This is a genomic window from Streptomyces sp. enrichment culture (genome assembly GCF_964273145.1).
Lineage (GTDB): Bacteria > Actinomycetota > Actinomycetes > Streptomycetales > Streptomycetaceae > Streptomyces.
On record NZ_OZ186873.1, the window covers coordinates 3,140,069 to 3,155,074 of the forward strand.

Sequence of the window (15,006 nt, forward strand, 5' to 3'; positions counted from 1 at the left end):
AAGTGGGGCAATGCGCACTGGTGAGCCCCTGCCCGACGTGGGGGACGTCCTCGCCGCCCTGGCCACCGGCGTGTGGCACTGCGACACCGGGACCCGGCAGGTCACGGTCGACGCCGAGGCCGCACGCCTGTTCGGGCTTCCCGCCCGGCGGGCGACCCTCGCGGAGGCCCGGGTCCGCGCCCGGATCCACCCGGCGGACTGGAACGAGATCGCCGGTGTGGTCCAGCTCGCCGCGGCCGAGGGCACCGTCGCCGAGGGCCGCCTGAGGGTCATGGACGAGCGGGGCCGGGTGGTCCGGGTGCTGCGCAGCCGCTCCCGGCCGTCCTTCGATCCCCGGCGCAGGACGTACGAGCTGATCGGCACCCTCCAGGAGGTCACCGGCCCGGAGCCGGGCACGGCCGCCGACGGCGCGGACACCGGGGACCGGCGCCGCTCGCGGGAGGCGTTCCTGCTGGACGCGGGCCGGGCGCTGGCGGAGGCGCGGTCCACGCAGGAGGTGCTGCGGGTCGTGTCGAACCTGGCGATGCCGGGCTTCTCCCCGGACGGGCTCGCGGTGTTCGGCGTGGAGGGCGAACGGCTGACGGTCATCGGCCACCACGGGCAGCGGTCGGGGGACGAGGGCCCGTTCACCGAGATGCCCCTGGAGGCGGACTATCCGGCGGCCGAGGTGGTCCGCACCGGCCGGGCGATCTACCTGTCCTCCCCCCAGGAGTACCGGTCCCGCTACCCGCTCACCTGGCCGCTCGCCCAGCGCTTCGGCCGCCGCTCCTGGGCGTTCATGCCGCTGACCGTGGCGGGCCGCACGATGGGCGCCTGGATGGCCGGCTTCTCCCACCCGGTGGCGTTCACGCCGGACGAGCGGTCGGTGCTGACCACGGTCGCCCGGATGCTGGCGCAGGCCCTGTCGCGGGCCGGCGACGCCGAGTCCCAGCGGGAGCTGACCGAAGGGCTGCAGCGCTCGATGCTGCCGGTGCTGGGCCCGCGGATCCCCGGCATGGGCGTCGCCGCCCGCTACGTGCCCACCGGCGGCGGACTCCAGGTGGGCGGCGACTGGTACGACGTGATCCCACTGCCGCAGGGACGGTTCGCCCTGGTCATCGGCGACGTGCAGGGGCACGACGTGCGGGCGGCGGGCCTGATGGGCCAGCTGCGCATCGCCCTGCGCGCGTACGCCTCCGAGGGCCACCGCCCCGACGCGGTCCTCTCCCGCGCCTCCCGCTTCTTCCACGACCTCGCCGACAACCCCGACGACCCCGGTGACCTCCGCTTCGCGACCTGCCTGTACGTCGAGGTCGACCCGGCGACCGGGACGGTGGAGTCCGCCCGCGCCGGCCATCTGGACCCGGTGGTGCGCATGGCGGACGGGACGGTGCTGCTGCGGGCCACGGCCGGGGGGCTCCCCCTCGGCATCGACCCGGACGGCGACTACCCGACCACGCGCCTCGCCCTGGAGCCCGGCGAGACGCTGATGCTGTGCACGGACGGCCTGGTGGAGACCGGCGGCCACGACCTGTACACCGGCTGGCTGCGGCTGCGGCGGGTGCTGGAGCGGCACCGCGGCGGCCTGGAGGACCTGGCCGACACGCTGGTGCAGGCCGTGATCGGCCCGTCCTCCCACCACACCACCGGCCCGCTCGCCGACCGCCGGGAGGACGACATCGCGGTGGTCCTGCTGCACCGCGACGAGGACACCGCCGTACGGCGCACGGTGCGCCGCACGATGCTCACGATCGCGCAGGCCGAGCCCGAACGGATCGCCACCGCCCGCCGGCACCTGCGGGACCTGCTGCACGACTGGCCCGACGCGGAGCAGAGGGACGCGGCGGTCCTGCTGCTGTCCGAGGCGCTGACCAACGTCCTGGTCCACACCGACGCCGACGCGCTGCTGGTGGCGGAGATGACCGGGGAGCCGGGCGAGCGGCGGATCCGGGCCGAGGTCTTCGACGACGGGGCCGACCTGCCGCACAAGCGCCGGCCGGGGGAGATGGCCTCCTCCGGGCGCGGCCTGATGCTGATCGAGCTGCTCGCGGACGCCTGGGGGGTGGCGCCGCGGGGACGGGGCAAGAGCATCTGGTTCGAGATCTACGAGTCCGCCGCCGAAGGCTCCCCGGACTCCGGGAGCCCGGGAGGGACCGGGGGCTCCGGAGGCGGCCGCGGCGCCGTGTAGCGGGGGCCCGGGGGCGGGCACGCCCTCAACGGATCACGCGCCGGGCGGGCCGTCCTCAGGGGGACACGCGTCGAGGCGAGCCGTCCTCAGGGGGATCGCACGCCGGGGCGGGCCGTCCTGCGCGGACGGCCCGCCCCGGCGGCACGGTGTCGGGTGTTCAGCCCCGCGGGCCGTCCGCCGACATCCCGTGCACCGCCGGGACGGTGCCGAGCCGGCCCTTCTGGAAGTCCTCGAAGGCCTGCATCAGCTCCTCCTTGGTGTTCATCACGAAGGGGCCGTAGTGGGCCATCGGCTCCCGGATCGGCCGGCCGCCGAGCAGGACGACCTCCAGGTCCGGCGTGCGGGACTCCTGCTTCTCGTCCGCGCGGACGGTCAGCGCGGACCCGGCGCCGAAGACCGCGGCCTGGCCGAGGCGGATCGGGCGGCGCTCGGCGCCGACGCTGCCGCGCCCGGCGAGCACGTACGCCAGGCCGTTGAACTCCTCCCGCCAGGGCAGGGTGACCTCCGCGCCCGGCGCGAGCGTGGCGTGGATCATCGTGATCGGGGTGTGCGTGATGCCGGGACCGGCGTGGCCGTCCAGCTCACCGGCGATGACCCGCAGCAGCGCGCCGCCGTCGGGGGAGGTCAGCAGCTGGACCTGGCCGCCGCGGATGTCCTGGTAGCGGGGGGCCATCATCTTGTCCTTGGCCGGCAGGTTCACCCACAGCTGGAGGCCGTGGAAGACGCCGCCGGACACCACCAGCGCCTCCGGCGGGGCCTCGATGTGCAGCAGGCCGCTGCCCGCGGTCATCCACTGGGTGTCGCCGTCGGCGATGGACCCGCCGCCGCCGTGGCTGTCCTGGTGGTCGAAGGCGCCGTCGATGATGTAGGTGACGGTCTCGAAGCCGCGGTGGGGGTGCCAGGGGGTGCCCTTGGGCTCACCGGGCGCGTACTCCACCTCACCCATCTGGTCCATCATGATGAACGGGTCGAGGTGGCGGTAGTCGATCCCCGCGAACGCCCGGCGCACCGGGAAGCCCTCGCCCTCGAAACCGCTGGGCGCGGTCGTGACGGCGAGCACGGGACGTGCCAGGGCATCGGCGGGGGCGGCCACACGGGGCAGCGTCAGCGGGTTCTCGACGGTCACGGCAGGCATGTCGGTACCTCCTCAGGTACGCCCAGTTTAGTTGAGCGTTGAACTTCCTGCCACCCCCAACGGAAAGAGCCCGGGGGACATTCCCCGGGCTCGGCGACACGGCGGCGAAGGCGGACGCCGCGCTAGCCGTACATCCGCCGCATCGCGAAGTCGACCATCTCCTCCACGGCCTTCGCGTCGAAGACGATCCGGTGCTCGCCCTCCATGTCCAGCACGAAGCCGTAGCCGGTCGGCAGCAGGTCCAGCACCTCGGCACCGGTGATCACGAAGTACTTGGACTCCTTGCCCGCGTACCGCCGCAGCTCCTTGAGCGTGGTGAACATCGGGATCACCGGCTGCTGGGTGTTGTGCAGGGCGAGGAAACCGGGGTTGTCACCGCGCGGGCAGTAGACCTTCGAGGTCGCGAAGATCTGCTGGAAGTCCTCGGCGGCCATCTGCCCGGTGGTGAAGGCGCGCACCGCGTCCGCGAGCGACGGCGGGGACGGCTCGGGGTACAGCGGCGCCTGCTGCCCGTACCCGCCGTCCATCGGCTGCTGCGGAGGGGCGTACTGCTGCTGGGAACCCGCGGTCTGGTCGTAGCCGTACATGGCGGCAAGCGTACTGAGTCACAGATGCCCCGCCCGGGGTTGCTTCTTATTACCGACGGGTAGCATCATCGTAGCTACCAGCTGGTAGGTGAAACCGTGCGCGAGGAGCCAGTGCCTCGCCGATCCCTCTACGGAGCCGTCGCCATGGGGCACTACAAGTCGAATCTCCGGGACATCGAGTTCAACCTCTTCGAGGTGCTCGGCCGCGACAAGCTGTACGGCACCGGCCCGTTCGCGGAGATGGACGTCGACACCGCCAGGAGCATCCTGGAGGAGCTGACCCGCCTCTCGGAGAACGAGCTGGCGGAGTCCTTCGCCGACGCCGACCGCAACCCGCCGGTCTTCGACCCGGAGACGAACACCGCGCCGGTCCCGGAGTCCTTCAAGAAGAGCTACCAGGCCTTCATGGAGTCCGAGTACTGGCGGCTCGGCCTGCCCGAGGAGATCGGCGGCACCACCGCGCCGCGCTCCCTGATCTGGGCCTACGCGGAGCTGATCCTCGGCGCCAACCCGGCCGTGTGGATGTACTCCTCCGGCCCCGCCTTCGCGGGCATCCTCTTCGACGAGGGCAACGAGGTCCAGAAGAACATCGCCAAGATCGCCGTCGAGCGGCAGTGGGGCTCGACGATGGTGCTCACCGAGCCCGACGCCGGCTCCGACGTGGGCGCCGGCCGCACCCGGGCCGTGCAGCAGGAGGACGGCTCCTGGCACATCGAGGGCGTGAAGCGCTTCATCACCTCCGGTGAGCACGACATGTCGGAGAACATCCTCCACTACGTGCTCGCCCGCCCCGAGGGCGCCGGCCCCGGCACCAAGGGCCTGTCCCTCTTCCTCGTCCCGAAGTACCTCTTCGACTTCGAGACCGGCGAGCTGGGCGAGCGCAACGGCGTCTACGCCACCAACGTCGAGCACAAGATGGGCCTGAAGGTCTCCAACACCTGCGAGATGACCTTCGGCGACCGGCACCCCGCCAAGGGCTGGCTGGTCGGCGACAAGCACGACGGCATCCGCCAGATGTTCCGCATCATCGAGTTCGCCCGCATGATGGTCGGCACGAAGGCGATCTCCACGCTGTCGACGGGCTACCTCAACGCGCTGGAGTACGCCAAGGAGCGCGTCCAGGGCCCGGACCTGGCCAACTTCATGGACAAGACCGCGCCCAAGGTCACCATCACCCACCACCCCGACGTGCGCCGCTCGCTGCTGACGCAGAAGGCGTACGCGGAGGGCATGCGCGCCCTGGTGATGTACACCGCCTCCGTCCAGGACGCCATCCAGGTCAAGGAGGCGAGCGGCGAGGACGCCTCCGCCGAGCACGCCCTGAACGACCTGCTCCTGCCGATCGTCAAGGGCTACGGCTCCGAGAAGGCCTACGAGCAGCTCGCCCAGTCGCTGCAGACCTTCGGCGGCTCCGGCTTCCTCCAGGAGTACCCGGTCGAGCAGTACATCCGCGACTCCAAGATCGACACCCTCTACGAGGGCACCACCGCGATCCAGGGCCAGGACTACTTCTTCCGGAAGATCGTCCGCAACCAGGGCGCCGCGCTGAACTCGCTCGCCGAGGACATCAAGAAGTTCCTCGCCCTGGGCACCGGCGGCGAGGAGCTCGCCGGCGCCCGCGAGCAGCTCGCCAAGGCCGCCGTCGAGCTGGAGGCCATCGTCGGCCTGATGCTGACCGACCTCGCGGCCACCGAGCAGGACGTCAAGAACATCTACAAGGTCGGGCTCAACACCACCCGCCTGCTGATGGCCTCCGGTGACGTGATCGTCGGCTACCTGCTGCTCAAGGGCGCCGCGATCGCCGCCGAGAAGCTGCCGACGGCGTCCGCCAAGGACAAGGCGTTCTACACCGGCAAGATCGCCGCGGCGAAGTTCTTCGCGCAGACCGTGCTGCCGGGCGTCACCTGCGCCCGCAAGGTCGCCGAGGGCGTCGACCTGGACATCATGGAGCTGGACGAGGCCGCGTTCTAGGCCTCCCGCCCCTGTACGAGGGTCCGTTCCCGTCCCGTCGGGAACGGACCCTCCCCGTCGTTAAGGTGAACCCCATGAGCGCACCCTCCCGCCCGTCGCCCGCCACCGCAGGCAGCGCCTCGCGCGCGCCCCGGGCCTTCCACCGCCCGCACACCGACGACCTCATGGCCTTCCTGGCGGCGAGCCCCACGCCGTACCACGCCGTGGCCAACGCCGCCGAACGGCTGGAGAAGGCGGGCTTCAGACAGGTCGCGGAGACGGACGCCTGGGACGGGACCAGCGGCGGCAGATACGTGCTGCGCGGCGGCGCGATCGTGGCCTGGTACGTCCCCGAGGGCGCGTCGCCCCACACCCCCTTCCGGATCGTCGGCGCCCACACCGACTCCCCCGGCCTGCGCGTCAAGCCGCTGCCCGACAGCGGGGCGCACGGCTGGCGCCAGGTCGCCGTCGAGATCTACGGCGGCCCGCTGATGAACTCCTGGCTCGACCGGGACCTGGGCCTGGCCGGCCGCCTCACCCTGCGCGACGGCTCGACCCGCCTGGTCGACGTCGACCGCCCGCTGCTGCGCGTCCCGCAGCTCGCCATCCACCTGGACCGCTCGGTCTCCACCGAGGGCCTCAAGCTGGACAAGCAGCGGCACCTGCAGCCGGTGTGGGGCCTGGGCGACGACGTCCGCGACGGCGACCTCGTGGCCTTCCTGGAGGAGGCGTCCGGCATCCCGGCCGGCGAGGTCACCGGCTGGGACCTGATGACGTACCCCGTGGAGGCCCCCGCCTACCTGGGCCGCGACCGGGAGCTGGTGGCGGGCCCGCGGATGGACAACCTGCTGTCGGTGCACGCCGGCACGGCCGCCCTGGCCGCCGTCGCCGCCTCGGGCGAGGCCCTGCCGTACATCCCCGTGCTGGCCGCCTTCGACCACGAGGAGAACGGCTCGCAGTCGGACACCGGCGCCGACGGCCCGCTGCTCGGCACCGTCCTGGAGCGCTCGGTGTTCGCGCGCGGCGGCTCGTACGAGGACCGGGCGCGCGCCTTCGCCGGCACCGTCTGCCTGTCCGCCGACACCGGCCACGCCGTGCACCCGAACTACGCGGAGCGGCACGACCCGACGCACCACCCGCGCGTCAACGGCGGGCCGATCCTGAAGGTCAACGTCAACAACCGCTACGCGACCGACGGTTCGGGCCGCGCGGTCTTCGCCGCCGCCTGCGAGAAGGCGGACGTCCCCTTCCAGTCGTTCGTCTCCCACAACTCCATGCCGTGCGGCACGACGATCGGCCCCATCACCGCCGCCCGGCACGGCATCCGCACCGTCGACATCGGCGTGGCCATCCTGTCGATGCACAGCGCCCGGGAACTGTGCGGCGCCGACGACCCGTACCTGCTGGCGAACGCGCTGGTGGCGTTCCTGGAGGGCTAGGGCCTCTCGTTCGGATCATGCCGGGCTCGCGGGGCCTGGTGCCGTGCCCCGCCGCGTTGTCGTCGGTTGCCATGGCTCCGCCATGGCGCCCTCCTCCGCCTTGCGATGCACGGCACCGGGTCCCGCTCCCTGATCCGACCCGATCCAAACGAAAGACCCTAGGCAGCCGGTGGTGGGTCCGGGCGTGCCGTCGGCCGACGCGCGGTGGGCGCGGATCGAGCCGTCGCCCCCGGACCGGACGCCGGAGCGGGTGGCCGCCGGCGGGACCGCCGCGAGGTGACCGGCGCGATCGTCCGCGGGTTGCGGACCGGTGCCCGGTGGGTGCGCCCGCCGGGGAAGCGCGGCAACCGGCGAGGAGCCTACGACCGGCCACGGATGCGGGCCGCCGACGGGACCCGGGAGCGGGTGTCCACCGCGCTGACGGACCAGGCCGACGCGGAGGAAGACCTCACCCGGTCGGTCCCGGGTTCCGGGCCGGAATTTCCGCTTGCTCCCACCGCCGCCACGATGACAGCATCTTATTGCAACTGCTGTCGCACTAAGGAGTGGACATGCTCTTCCGAGGCGCTCACCCGACCCCGCGGTCCACCGGGGCCGCCCCGCACACGAACGCCTCGGAGCACCCCCATGCCCACGCAGATCAGCGCCCGCGCCGTCACGAAGTCGTACCACGGCCGTCTCGTCCTCGACTCCGTCACCTGCGCGCTCACCACGGGTGAGCGCACCGGCATCGTCGGGGAGAACGGCTCGGGCAAGACCACCCTGCTGCGCCTGTTCGCCGGGGTGGAGCAGCCGGACGCCGGCGAGATCACCGTCCAGGCCGACGGCGGCGTCGGCTACCTCCCGCAGGACGGCCGGCTCCCCGCGCACCACACCGTCCGGCAGGCCGTCGACGACGCCCTGAGCGACCTGCGCGCCATGGAGCGCCGCATGCGCGAACTCGAAGCCGCCATGGCCGACGGCGCCGACGACCGGGTCCTCGCCGAGTACGGCGACCTGCTGACCGCCTTCGAACTGCGCGGCGGCTACGAGGCCGACGCCCGGGTCGAACGCGCCCTGCACGGTCTGGGCCTGGCCCACCTGCCGCGCGACCGCGCCGTCGGCGACCTCTCCGGCGGCGAACAGGTCCGCCTGCGCCTGGCCGCGCTCCTCGCCGCCTCCCCCGAGGTCCTGCTGCTCGACGAGCCCACGAACCACCTCGACGCCGCCGCCCTGACCTGGCTCGAGGACCACCTGCGCACCCGGCGCGGCACCACCGTCGCGGTCTCCCACGACCGCACCTTCCTCGAACGCGTCACCACCACCCTCCTGGAGGTCGACGCCGACCGCCGCACCGTCACCCGCTACGGCAACGGCTACACCGGCTACCTCGCCGAGAAGGCCGCCGCCCGGCAGCGCTGGGCGCAGGAACACGCCCGCTGGGAAGCGGAAGTGGCCGCCCAGCGCGAAGCGGCCGCCACCACGGCCCGCCGCGTCGCCCCCGGCCGCGCCATGACCGACGGCAACAAGATGGCCTACGACCGTGCCGCCGGCCGTGTCCAGCAGTCCCTGGCTGGCAGGGTCCGCAACGCCGAGGAACGCCTGCGCCGCCTGCTCGCCGACCCCGTGCCCCCGCCGCCCGAGCCGCTGCGCTTCACGCCCGTCCTGCGCTCGGGCCGGCTCACCGGCACGGTCCTGGACGCCACCGGCGTCACCGTCACCGGCCGCCTCGCCCCCACCGACCTCACCGTCCGGGCGGGCGACCGCCTCCTGGTCACCGGAGGCAACGGCGCCGGCAAGAGCACCCTGCTGAGGGTCCTGGCCGGCCGCCTCACCCCCGACGCCGGCCGCGTCACCCGCCGCGGCCGCATCGGCCACCTCCCCCAGGATCCCGCCCCCGGCCGCCCCGGCGAGACCGTCCTCCAGGCCTACGCGCGCGGCCTGCCCGGCCACCCCGAGGACCACACCGAACGCCTCCTCGCGCTCGGCCTGTTCGCCCCCGAACGCCTCACGGCCCGCGTCACCGAACTGTCCACCGGCCAGCGGCAGCGCCTGGCCCTGGCCCGCCTGCTGAGCCGCCCCAGCGACGTCCTGCTGCTGGACGAGCCCACCAACCACCTCTCCCCGGCGCTCGTCGAAGACCTGGAACAGGCCCTGGCCGACTACCCCGGCACCCTCCTCCTGGTCTCCCACGACCGCCGCCTGCGCACCCGGTGGCAGGGCGACCGCATCACCCTCCCCCCGCGTGACACCGTCCCGTCCCTGACCACCTGACAGGAGCCGCCATGACCGGCACGACGCCGACCCCCGCGGTGGCCGGACCCGTCCGGGACGGCACCGGCGGCCCGCGCGCCCGCGCCGCCGCCCGCTTCCTCGCCGAGGACCCCGGCGTCCGCGCCCCGGCCACGGCGCTCGGCACCACCGGGTACCACCCGCGCCGGATGTCCTCGTCGCCGGCGGGGAAGACGCTGCCGGAGCGTGTCCGGCGGCGCCGTACGTCCGTGTCCGCCGCGGACGTGGTGCGGGGCGAGGACGGTCCGCCGAGCATCGGCCGACGGCGCACCCGGACCCACGACCGACCGACCCGGACGGGACCGCCCGGGCGACGACGCGTCAACCCCGGTCCCGCGCATGGGTGTTGAACCCGGGGGTACCCGCAGGGAACCGGATCGACGGAAAGCCCGGACCGACCGGACCGACAGGGAGGCGACACTCATGGGCCTCGGCGGGTGCATCATCCTCATCGCCGCGGGAGCCATCCTCACGTTCGCGACCGACTGGGACATGCGAGGCGTCAACCTCGACATGGTGGGCGTCATCCTCATGATCGTCGGCCTGATCGGCGTCTCGACGTTCAGCAGCATCGCCCGGCGCCGGCGCGTGGTGGTCCCGCCCACCACGCCGGTCATCGACGAGCAGGCGGCCCCGCACCACCACCACCGCGGCGACGGCCGCTACAGCGACGGGTACGGAGTCTGATCCCCGCGGGGATCAGACTCCGTCCCGCTCGTCCATCCCCGCCAGCACCAGCGGCAGCCGGTCCGCACCGCCCTCGGTGAGGCGGACCGGGACGCCCCAGTCCTGCTGGTGGACGTGGCAGGCCGGGTACTCGTTGGCCGGATCGTCGTCGCAGGAGGCCGCCATCGCCGAGACGTGCAGGACGCCCTCCGGCACGGCGGGATCGAGCTCCAGGTCGCGGGAGAGATCCGTCCCCGCGCCCCCGCCGGCCAGCAGCAGCTCGGGCGGGGTGGCGGACACCAGGAGCCGGGTGGACGGACCGTAGCGCGTGTCGAGCTTCTGCCCCGCCGGCGCCTGGAAGATCACGTCCAGCCGGAACCGTCCCGGGGCCACCTCGGTCGCCGCGCGCCGGGTGCGGTGGGCGACGGCCTCGACGCGGACCGCCTCCTCCGGCAGCCGCAGCCGGGTCAGCCGGTGCCGGGCCGACTCCACCACCACGATGTCGTCGCCGACGAGGACGGCGTCGCTGGGCTCGCGCAGATCCGTGGCCAGGGTGGTGACCTCACCGGTGGCCGGGTCGTAGCGGCGCAGGGCGTGGTTGTAGGTGTCGCTGACGGCTACCGAGCCGTCGGGCAGCGCCGTGACGCCCAGCGGGTGCTGCAGCAGCGCCTGCCCGGCGTCTCCGTCCCGGTGCCCGAAGTCGAACAGTCCGGTGCCGACGGCCGTGTGCACGGCGCCGTCGAGGTCCACCCAGCGCAGCGCGGACGTCTCGGAGTCGGCGAGCCACAGCCGCTCGGGCGTGGCCGCCAGCCCCGACGGCTGCGCGAACCAGGCCTGCTCGCCCGGCCCGTCGACGAGCCCCTCGTTGGTCGTCCCGGCCGTGACGGCCACGGTGCCGTCGGCCGGGTCGTACGCCCACAGCTGGTGCACACCGGCCATGGCGATCCACACCCTGCCGTTCCACCAGGCGACGTCCCAGGGGGAGGAGAGGCTGACCTCGCGGCCGGGGCCCGACGTGGGATCGCCCTGCATCCACTGGCGGCCGGTGCCGGCCAAGGTCGTGACCTCGCCCGCGGCCGGGTCCAGGCGGCGCAGGGCGTGGTTGACGGTGTCGGCGACGACCACGGACCCGTCCTCCAGCAGCGCCAGCCCCTGCGGCTCGTTGAAGGCGGCGGTGGCGAGGTCGCCGTCCGCGAACCCGCGCGTCCCGGCGCCGATCCGGCGCACCACGCTCTCCCCGTCCGCCGCCAGCTCCACCAGCTGGTGCCGGGTGGTATCACTGACCAGGAAGTTCCCGGACGGCAGCAGCAGCGCCTTGCCCGGGAAGCGCAGCGTCGTCGGCTCCGGCTCCGGCGGCACGTACGGCCCGTCGCCGCGCCGCAGTGTCCCCTTCGCCGCGTGCTCGGCCTCCAGCTCCTCCACCAGCCGCTCGATGGCGTGCGCGTGCCCCTCGCCGGCGTGCTGGGCGACGACGTACCCCTCGGGGTCGATCACGACGAGCGTCGGCCAGGCCCGCACCGCGTACTGCTTCCAGGTGGCCAGCTCCGGGTCGTCCAGGACGGGGTGCTCGACGCCGTACCGCTCCACGGCGTCGACCACCGCCCGGTGCTCGGCCTCGTGGACGAACTTCGGCGAGTGCACGCCGATGACCACGACCGTGTCCCGGTGCTTCTCCTCCAGCTCGCGCAGCTCGTCCAGGACGTGCAGGCAGTTGATGCAGCAGAAGGTCCAAAAATCCAGGACGACGATGCGTCCGCGCAGGTCGGACAGGGTGTACTGCTTGCCGCCCGTGTTGAGCCAGCCGCCCTTGCCGATCAGCTCGGGGGCGCGGACGCGGGCACGGCGGGAAACCGGGGCCGGGGATGAATCGGTCATGGACCAAGGGTGCCACTCGCCGCGGACATCCGTGCCGGCGCCCGGCCCGCCTGTGCGCCGCGTCACCCCAGCCCGTGTCCCGTGGTCGCGTCCACGTGGTCCGGCACCTCGTCGTGCCGGTCGCCGACGGTGAGGGTGCCGGTGGGTTCGAGGAGGAGGATCTCGGTGGGGAGGGGGGCGTACGGCTTGTGCTCCGTGCCGCGCGGCACGGTGAGGACCGACCCCTTCGGCAGGACGACCGTGCGCTCGCCGGCCGCCTCGCGCAGACCGATGTGGAGTTCGCCGGACAGGACGAGGAAGAACTCGTCGGTGTGGTCGTGGACGTGCCAGACGTGCTCGCCCTCCACCTTGGCGACGCGGACGTCGTAGTCGTTGACGGTGGTGACGATGCGGGGGCTCCACCGCTCGTGGAACGAGGCGAGGGCGGAGGCGAGGGAGATCGGTTCCTGGGTCATGCGGTCATCCTCGGGCTGCCGCGGGCGGCGCACGAGTGCTAGGAATCGCACATGTCGCAAGGATCCTCTCAGCCCGCCCGGGTCGTGCGCCCGCACCGCGTGGCCGTGATCGTCGACGAGGGCACCAACCCGTTCGAGGTCGGCGTCGCCACCGAGCTGTTCGGGCTGCCGCGGCCGGAGCTCGGGTCCGGCGAGCCGTTGTACGAGGTGACGCTGTGCACGCCGGAGCCCGAGGTGCGGATGAACCACGGCTTCTTCACACTGACCGGCGTGCCGGGCCTGGAGGCCGTGGACGACGCCGACACCCTCGTCGTACCGGGCCGCCCGGACAACGTCGTCCCGCGCGGGGAGGCCGTCCTGGACGCGATCCGCCGCACGCACGCGCGCGGCGCGCGCGTGGTGAGCTTCTGCACCGGCACCTTCGCGCTGGCCGAGGCCGGGCTGCTGGACGGGCGCCGGGCGACGACCCACTGGATGTGGGCGGAGTCCTTCCGCGCGCTGCACCCGGGGGTCGTGCTGGAACCGGACGTGCTCTTCGTGGACGAGGGCGGGATCCTCACCGCCGCGGGCAGCTCCGCCGCGCTCGACCTCGGGCTGCACCTGTGGCGGCGGGACCACGGCGCCGAGATCGCCAACGCCGTCTCGCGGCGGCTGGTGTTCGCCGCGCACCGGGACGGCGGGCAGCGCCAGTTCGTGGAGCGGCCGGTGCCGGACGTGCCCGACGCCTCGCTCGCGCCGGTGCTGGCGTGGGCGCAGGAGCGGCTGGACCGGCCGCTGACGGTCGCGGACCTGGCGGCCCGCGCGGCGGTCTCCCCGGCCACCCTGCACCGGCGCTTCCAGGCGCAGCTCGGCACGACGCCGCTCGCCTGGCTGACCGCCGAGCGTGTGACCCTCGCGCGGCGGCTGATCGAGCGCGGGGAGGAGCGGCTGGACGTGGTGGCGGCCCGGTGCGGGCTGGGCACGGCGGCGAACCTGCGGGCGCGGCTGCGGCGCGAGACGGGGCTCAGCCCGTCGGCCTACCGGCGGCGTCGCGCGGCGGCCGCCGGGGAACCGCTCCGGGCATGAGATTCCTCGTGTACGACCGGCTCCTCGGCTTCGGTGACGACTACTGGATCGAGGACGACCGCGGCGACAAGGTCTTCCTCGTCGACGGCAGGGCGATGCGCCTGCGGGACAGGTGGGAGCTGAAGGACGCCCAGGGGCGGGTCCTGATCGGCATCCGGCAGAAGATGCTCGCCCTGCGGGACACCCTGGTGATCGAGCGGGGCGGCGAGCCGCTGGCGACGATCCGGCGCAAGCGGCTGTCGCTGCTGCGCAACCACTACCGGGTCGCCCTGGCCGACGGCCACGAGCTGGACGTCAGCGGCAGGATCCTCGACCGGGAGTTCGCCATCGAGTACGACGGTGAGCCGCTGGCCGTCGTCTCGCGGCGCCTGCTGACCGTGCGGGACGCCTACGGCCTGGACATCGTGCGGGACGACGCCGATCCGGCGCTGCTCGTCGCGGTGACGGTGTGCGTGATCCACCTGTCCGAGAAGGAGAGGGAGGACGGCTGACCCCGGCCGGGGGCGTACCGCCGGCGCGGCGGCCGTCAGCGCGCCCACGCGCCCGTGCGCCCACCCGCCCGGCGGGGCGGGGCCACCGGCGCGGTGGCGCGGTGGTCACCGGCGCGGCGGCGTCTCCAGCCCCAGGACCCGGTCCCTCAGCACCGGGAAGCGCTCCCGCGTGCCCGCCACCGACGCGGGGTCGAACTCCACGGTGAGGACCTGCTCGTCCGGGCCCGCCTGGGCCAGCACCTCACCCCACGGGTCCACCACGACCGAGTGACCGGCCTGCGGGACTCCCGCGTGCGTCCCGGCCGTTCCGCACGCGAGGACGAACGCCTGGTTCTCCACCGCCCGCGCCCGGGCCAGCAGCGTCCAGTGGGAGCGGCGGCGCTCGGGCCAGCCCGCCGGGACGGCGAGGATCTCGGCGCCGGCGTCGACCAGCCCGCGGAAGAGTTCGGGGAAGCGGAGGTCGTAGCAGGTCGCCACGCCCAGGGTCGTCCCCGGCAGACGGACCGTCACCAGCTCGCGCCCCGCGCCCATCAGCACGGCCTCGCCCTTGTCGAAGCCGAAGCGGTGGATCTTGCGGTAGGCGGCGGCCAGGTCGCCGGAGGGGGAGAGGACGAGGGAGGTGTTGTAGAGGGACCCGTCGGGGTCGCGTTCCGGGATCGAGCCCGCGTGCAGCCACACGCCCGCGTCGCGCGCGGCCTCGGCCATCGCCTCGTACGTCGGTCCCCGGAGCGGCTCGGCCCCGGCGTCGAACTCCTCGAAGGCGAAGGCGCCGGTGGTCCACAGCTCGGGCAGGACGACCAGGTCGGCGCCCTCCTGTTCCCGTACGAGGGCGGCCACGCGCCGGCGGCGCGACGCCACCGGTTCCCCCTCGTCCACGGCGAGCTGGATCAGAGAAGCGCGCACAC

Annotated in this window: 13 protein-coding genes; 8 read left to right on the forward strand and 5 right to left on the reverse strand. The window is 73.7% G+C overall.

Annotation, left to right across the window (positions count from 1 at the left end):
* Nucleotides 1-10 precede the first annotated feature (10 nt).
* Nucleotides 11-2,167, forward strand: coding sequence for a SpoIIE family protein phosphatase (locus tag ACSU6Z_RS14150; protein ID WP_437045776.1), 2,157 nt, complete (start codon nucleotides 11-13; stop codon nucleotides 2,165-2,167).
* Between the two features lie 157 nt (nucleotides 2,168-2,324).
* On the opposite strand, the gene ACSU6Z_RS14155 is transcribed toward ACSU6Z_RS14150, so the two are convergent.
* Nucleotides 2,325-3,302 carry a pirin family protein gene (locus tag ACSU6Z_RS14155; RefSeq protein WP_437045778.1) on the reverse strand — a complete coding sequence of 326 codons (978 nt, stop codon included), beginning with the start codon at nucleotides 3,300-3,302 and terminating at the stop codon, nucleotides 2,325-2,327.
* A 122-nt stretch (nucleotides 3,303-3,424) separates the two neighbouring features.
* Nucleotides 3,425-3,889, reverse strand: a complete 465-nt coding sequence (locus tag ACSU6Z_RS14160) for an SseB family protein (protein WP_437045779.1) — start codon at nucleotides 3,887-3,889, stop codon at nucleotides 3,425-3,427.
* Between the two features lie 144 nt (nucleotides 3,890-4,033).
* Between ACSU6Z_RS14160 and ACSU6Z_RS14165 the strand changes: the two genes are divergently transcribed.
* The 5 genes from ACSU6Z_RS14165 (at nucleotide 4,034) to ACSU6Z_RS14185 (ending at nucleotide 10,236) form a co-directional block, all read left to right on the forward strand.
* Nucleotides 4,034-5,860, forward strand: coding sequence for an acyl-CoA dehydrogenase (locus ACSU6Z_RS14165; protein WP_437023153.1), 1,827 nt, complete (start codon nucleotides 4,034-4,036; stop codon nucleotides 5,858-5,860).
* A 74-nt stretch (nucleotides 5,861-5,934) separates the two neighbouring features.
* Nucleotides 5,935-7,278 carry a M18 family aminopeptidase gene (locus tag ACSU6Z_RS14170; RefSeq protein WP_437045781.1) on the forward strand — a complete coding sequence of 448 codons (1,344 nt, stop codon included), beginning with the start codon at nucleotides 5,935-5,937 and terminating at the stop codon, nucleotides 7,276-7,278.
* Between the two features lie 627 nt (nucleotides 7,279-7,905).
* Nucleotides 7,906-9,531, forward strand: coding sequence for a ribosomal protection-like ABC-F family protein (gene abc-f / locus ACSU6Z_RS14175; protein ID WP_437045783.1), 1,626 nt, complete (start codon nucleotides 7,906-7,908; stop codon nucleotides 9,529-9,531).
* 11 nt (nucleotides 9,532-9,542) lie between these two features.
* Nucleotides 9,543-9,899, forward strand: coding sequence for a hypothetical protein (locus ACSU6Z_RS14180; protein WP_437045784.1), 357 nt, complete (start codon nucleotides 9,543-9,545; stop codon nucleotides 9,897-9,899).
* Nucleotides 9,900-9,972: 73 nt separating this feature from the next.
* Complete coding sequence (locus ACSU6Z_RS14185) at nucleotides 9,973-10,236, forward strand: DUF6458 family protein (RefSeq protein ID WP_437045786.1); 264 nt, start codon at nucleotides 9,973-9,975, stop codon at nucleotides 10,234-10,236.
* Nucleotides 10,237-10,248: 12 nt separating this feature from the next.
* Here the strand turns inward: ACSU6Z_RS14185 and ACSU6Z_RS14190 are convergent, their stop codons facing one another.
* Together ACSU6Z_RS14190 and ACSU6Z_RS14195 are read right to left on the reverse strand one after the other, a co-directional pair.
* Nucleotides 10,249-12,090 (reverse strand): NHL domain-containing thioredoxin family protein, encoded by a 1,842-nt coding sequence (locus ACSU6Z_RS14190; protein ID WP_437045788.1) that lies wholly within the window; start codon nucleotides 12,088-12,090, stop codon nucleotides 10,249-10,251.
* A gap of 62 nt (nucleotides 12,091-12,152) precedes the next feature.
* Nucleotides 12,153-12,545 (reverse strand): cupin domain-containing protein, encoded by a 393-nt coding sequence (locus tag ACSU6Z_RS14195; RefSeq protein ID WP_437045790.1) that lies wholly within the window; start codon nucleotides 12,543-12,545, stop codon nucleotides 12,153-12,155.
* Between the two features lie 51 nt (nucleotides 12,546-12,596).
* Between ACSU6Z_RS14195 and ACSU6Z_RS14200 the strand changes: the two genes are divergently transcribed.
* Nucleotides 12,597-13,610, forward strand: a complete 1,014-nt coding sequence (locus ACSU6Z_RS14200) for a GlxA family transcriptional regulator (RefSeq protein WP_437045792.1) — start codon at nucleotides 12,597-12,599, stop codon at nucleotides 13,608-13,610.
* Complete coding sequence (locus tag ACSU6Z_RS14205; RefSeq protein WP_437045793.1) at nucleotides 13,607-14,101, forward strand: LURP-one-related/scramblase family protein; 495 nt, start codon at nucleotides 13,607-13,609, stop codon at nucleotides 14,099-14,101. Before ACSU6Z_RS14200 ends, ACSU6Z_RS14205 begins: the two co-directional genes overlap by 4 nt.
* A gap of 105 nt (nucleotides 14,102-14,206) precedes the next feature.
* On the opposite strand, the gene ACSU6Z_RS14210 is transcribed toward ACSU6Z_RS14205, so the two are convergent.
* Entirely contained in the window at nucleotides 14,207-15,004 is a 798-nt protein-coding gene (locus ACSU6Z_RS14210; protein WP_437045795.1) for a carbon-nitrogen family hydrolase, read from the reverse strand.
* Nucleotides 15,005-15,006 lie beyond the last annotated feature (2 nt).

Bases quoted from the DNA above. Each gene is read 5' to 3' on its own strand.
- ACSU6Z_RS14150 (WP_437045776.1), top strand. From the start codon at position 11: ATGCGCACTGGTGAGCCCCTGCCCGACGTGGGGGACGTCCTCGCCGCC.
- ACSU6Z_RS14155 (WP_437045778.1), bottom strand. From the start codon at position 3,302: ATGCCTGCCGTGACCGTCGAGAACCCGCTGACGCTGCCCCGTGTGGCC.
- ACSU6Z_RS14160 (WP_437045779.1), bottom strand. From the start codon at position 3,889: ATGTACGGCTACGACCAGACCGCGGGTTCCCAGCAGCAGTACGCCCCT.
- ACSU6Z_RS14165 (WP_437023153.1), top strand. From the start codon at position 4,034: ATGGGGCACTACAAGTCGAATCTCCGGGACATCGAGTTCAACCTCTTC.
- ACSU6Z_RS14170 (WP_437045781.1), top strand. From the start codon at position 5,935: ATGAGCGCACCCTCCCGCCCGTCGCCCGCCACCGCAGGCAGCGCCTCG.
- abc-f (WP_437045783.1), top strand. From the start codon at position 7,906: ATGCCCACGCAGATCAGCGCCCGCGCCGTCACGAAGTCGTACCACGGC.
- ACSU6Z_RS14180 (WP_437045784.1), top strand. From the start codon at position 9,543: ATGACCGGCACGACGCCGACCCCCGCGGTGGCCGGACCCGTCCGGGAC.
- ACSU6Z_RS14185 (WP_437045786.1), top strand. From the start codon at position 9,973: ATGGGCCTCGGCGGGTGCATCATCCTCATCGCCGCGGGAGCCATCCTC.
- ACSU6Z_RS14190 (WP_437045788.1), bottom strand. From the start codon at position 12,090: ATGACCGATTCATCCCCGGCCCCGGTTTCCCGCCGTGCCCGCGTCCGC.
- ACSU6Z_RS14195 (WP_437045790.1), bottom strand. From the start codon at position 12,545: ATGACCCAGGAACCGATCTCCCTCGCCTCCGCCCTCGCCTCGTTCCAC.
- ACSU6Z_RS14200 (WP_437045792.1), top strand. From the start codon at position 12,597: ATGTCGCAAGGATCCTCTCAGCCCGCCCGGGTCGTGCGCCCGCACCGC.
- ACSU6Z_RS14205 (WP_437045793.1), top strand. From the start codon at position 13,607: ATGAGATTCCTCGTGTACGACCGGCTCCTCGGCTTCGGTGACGACTAC.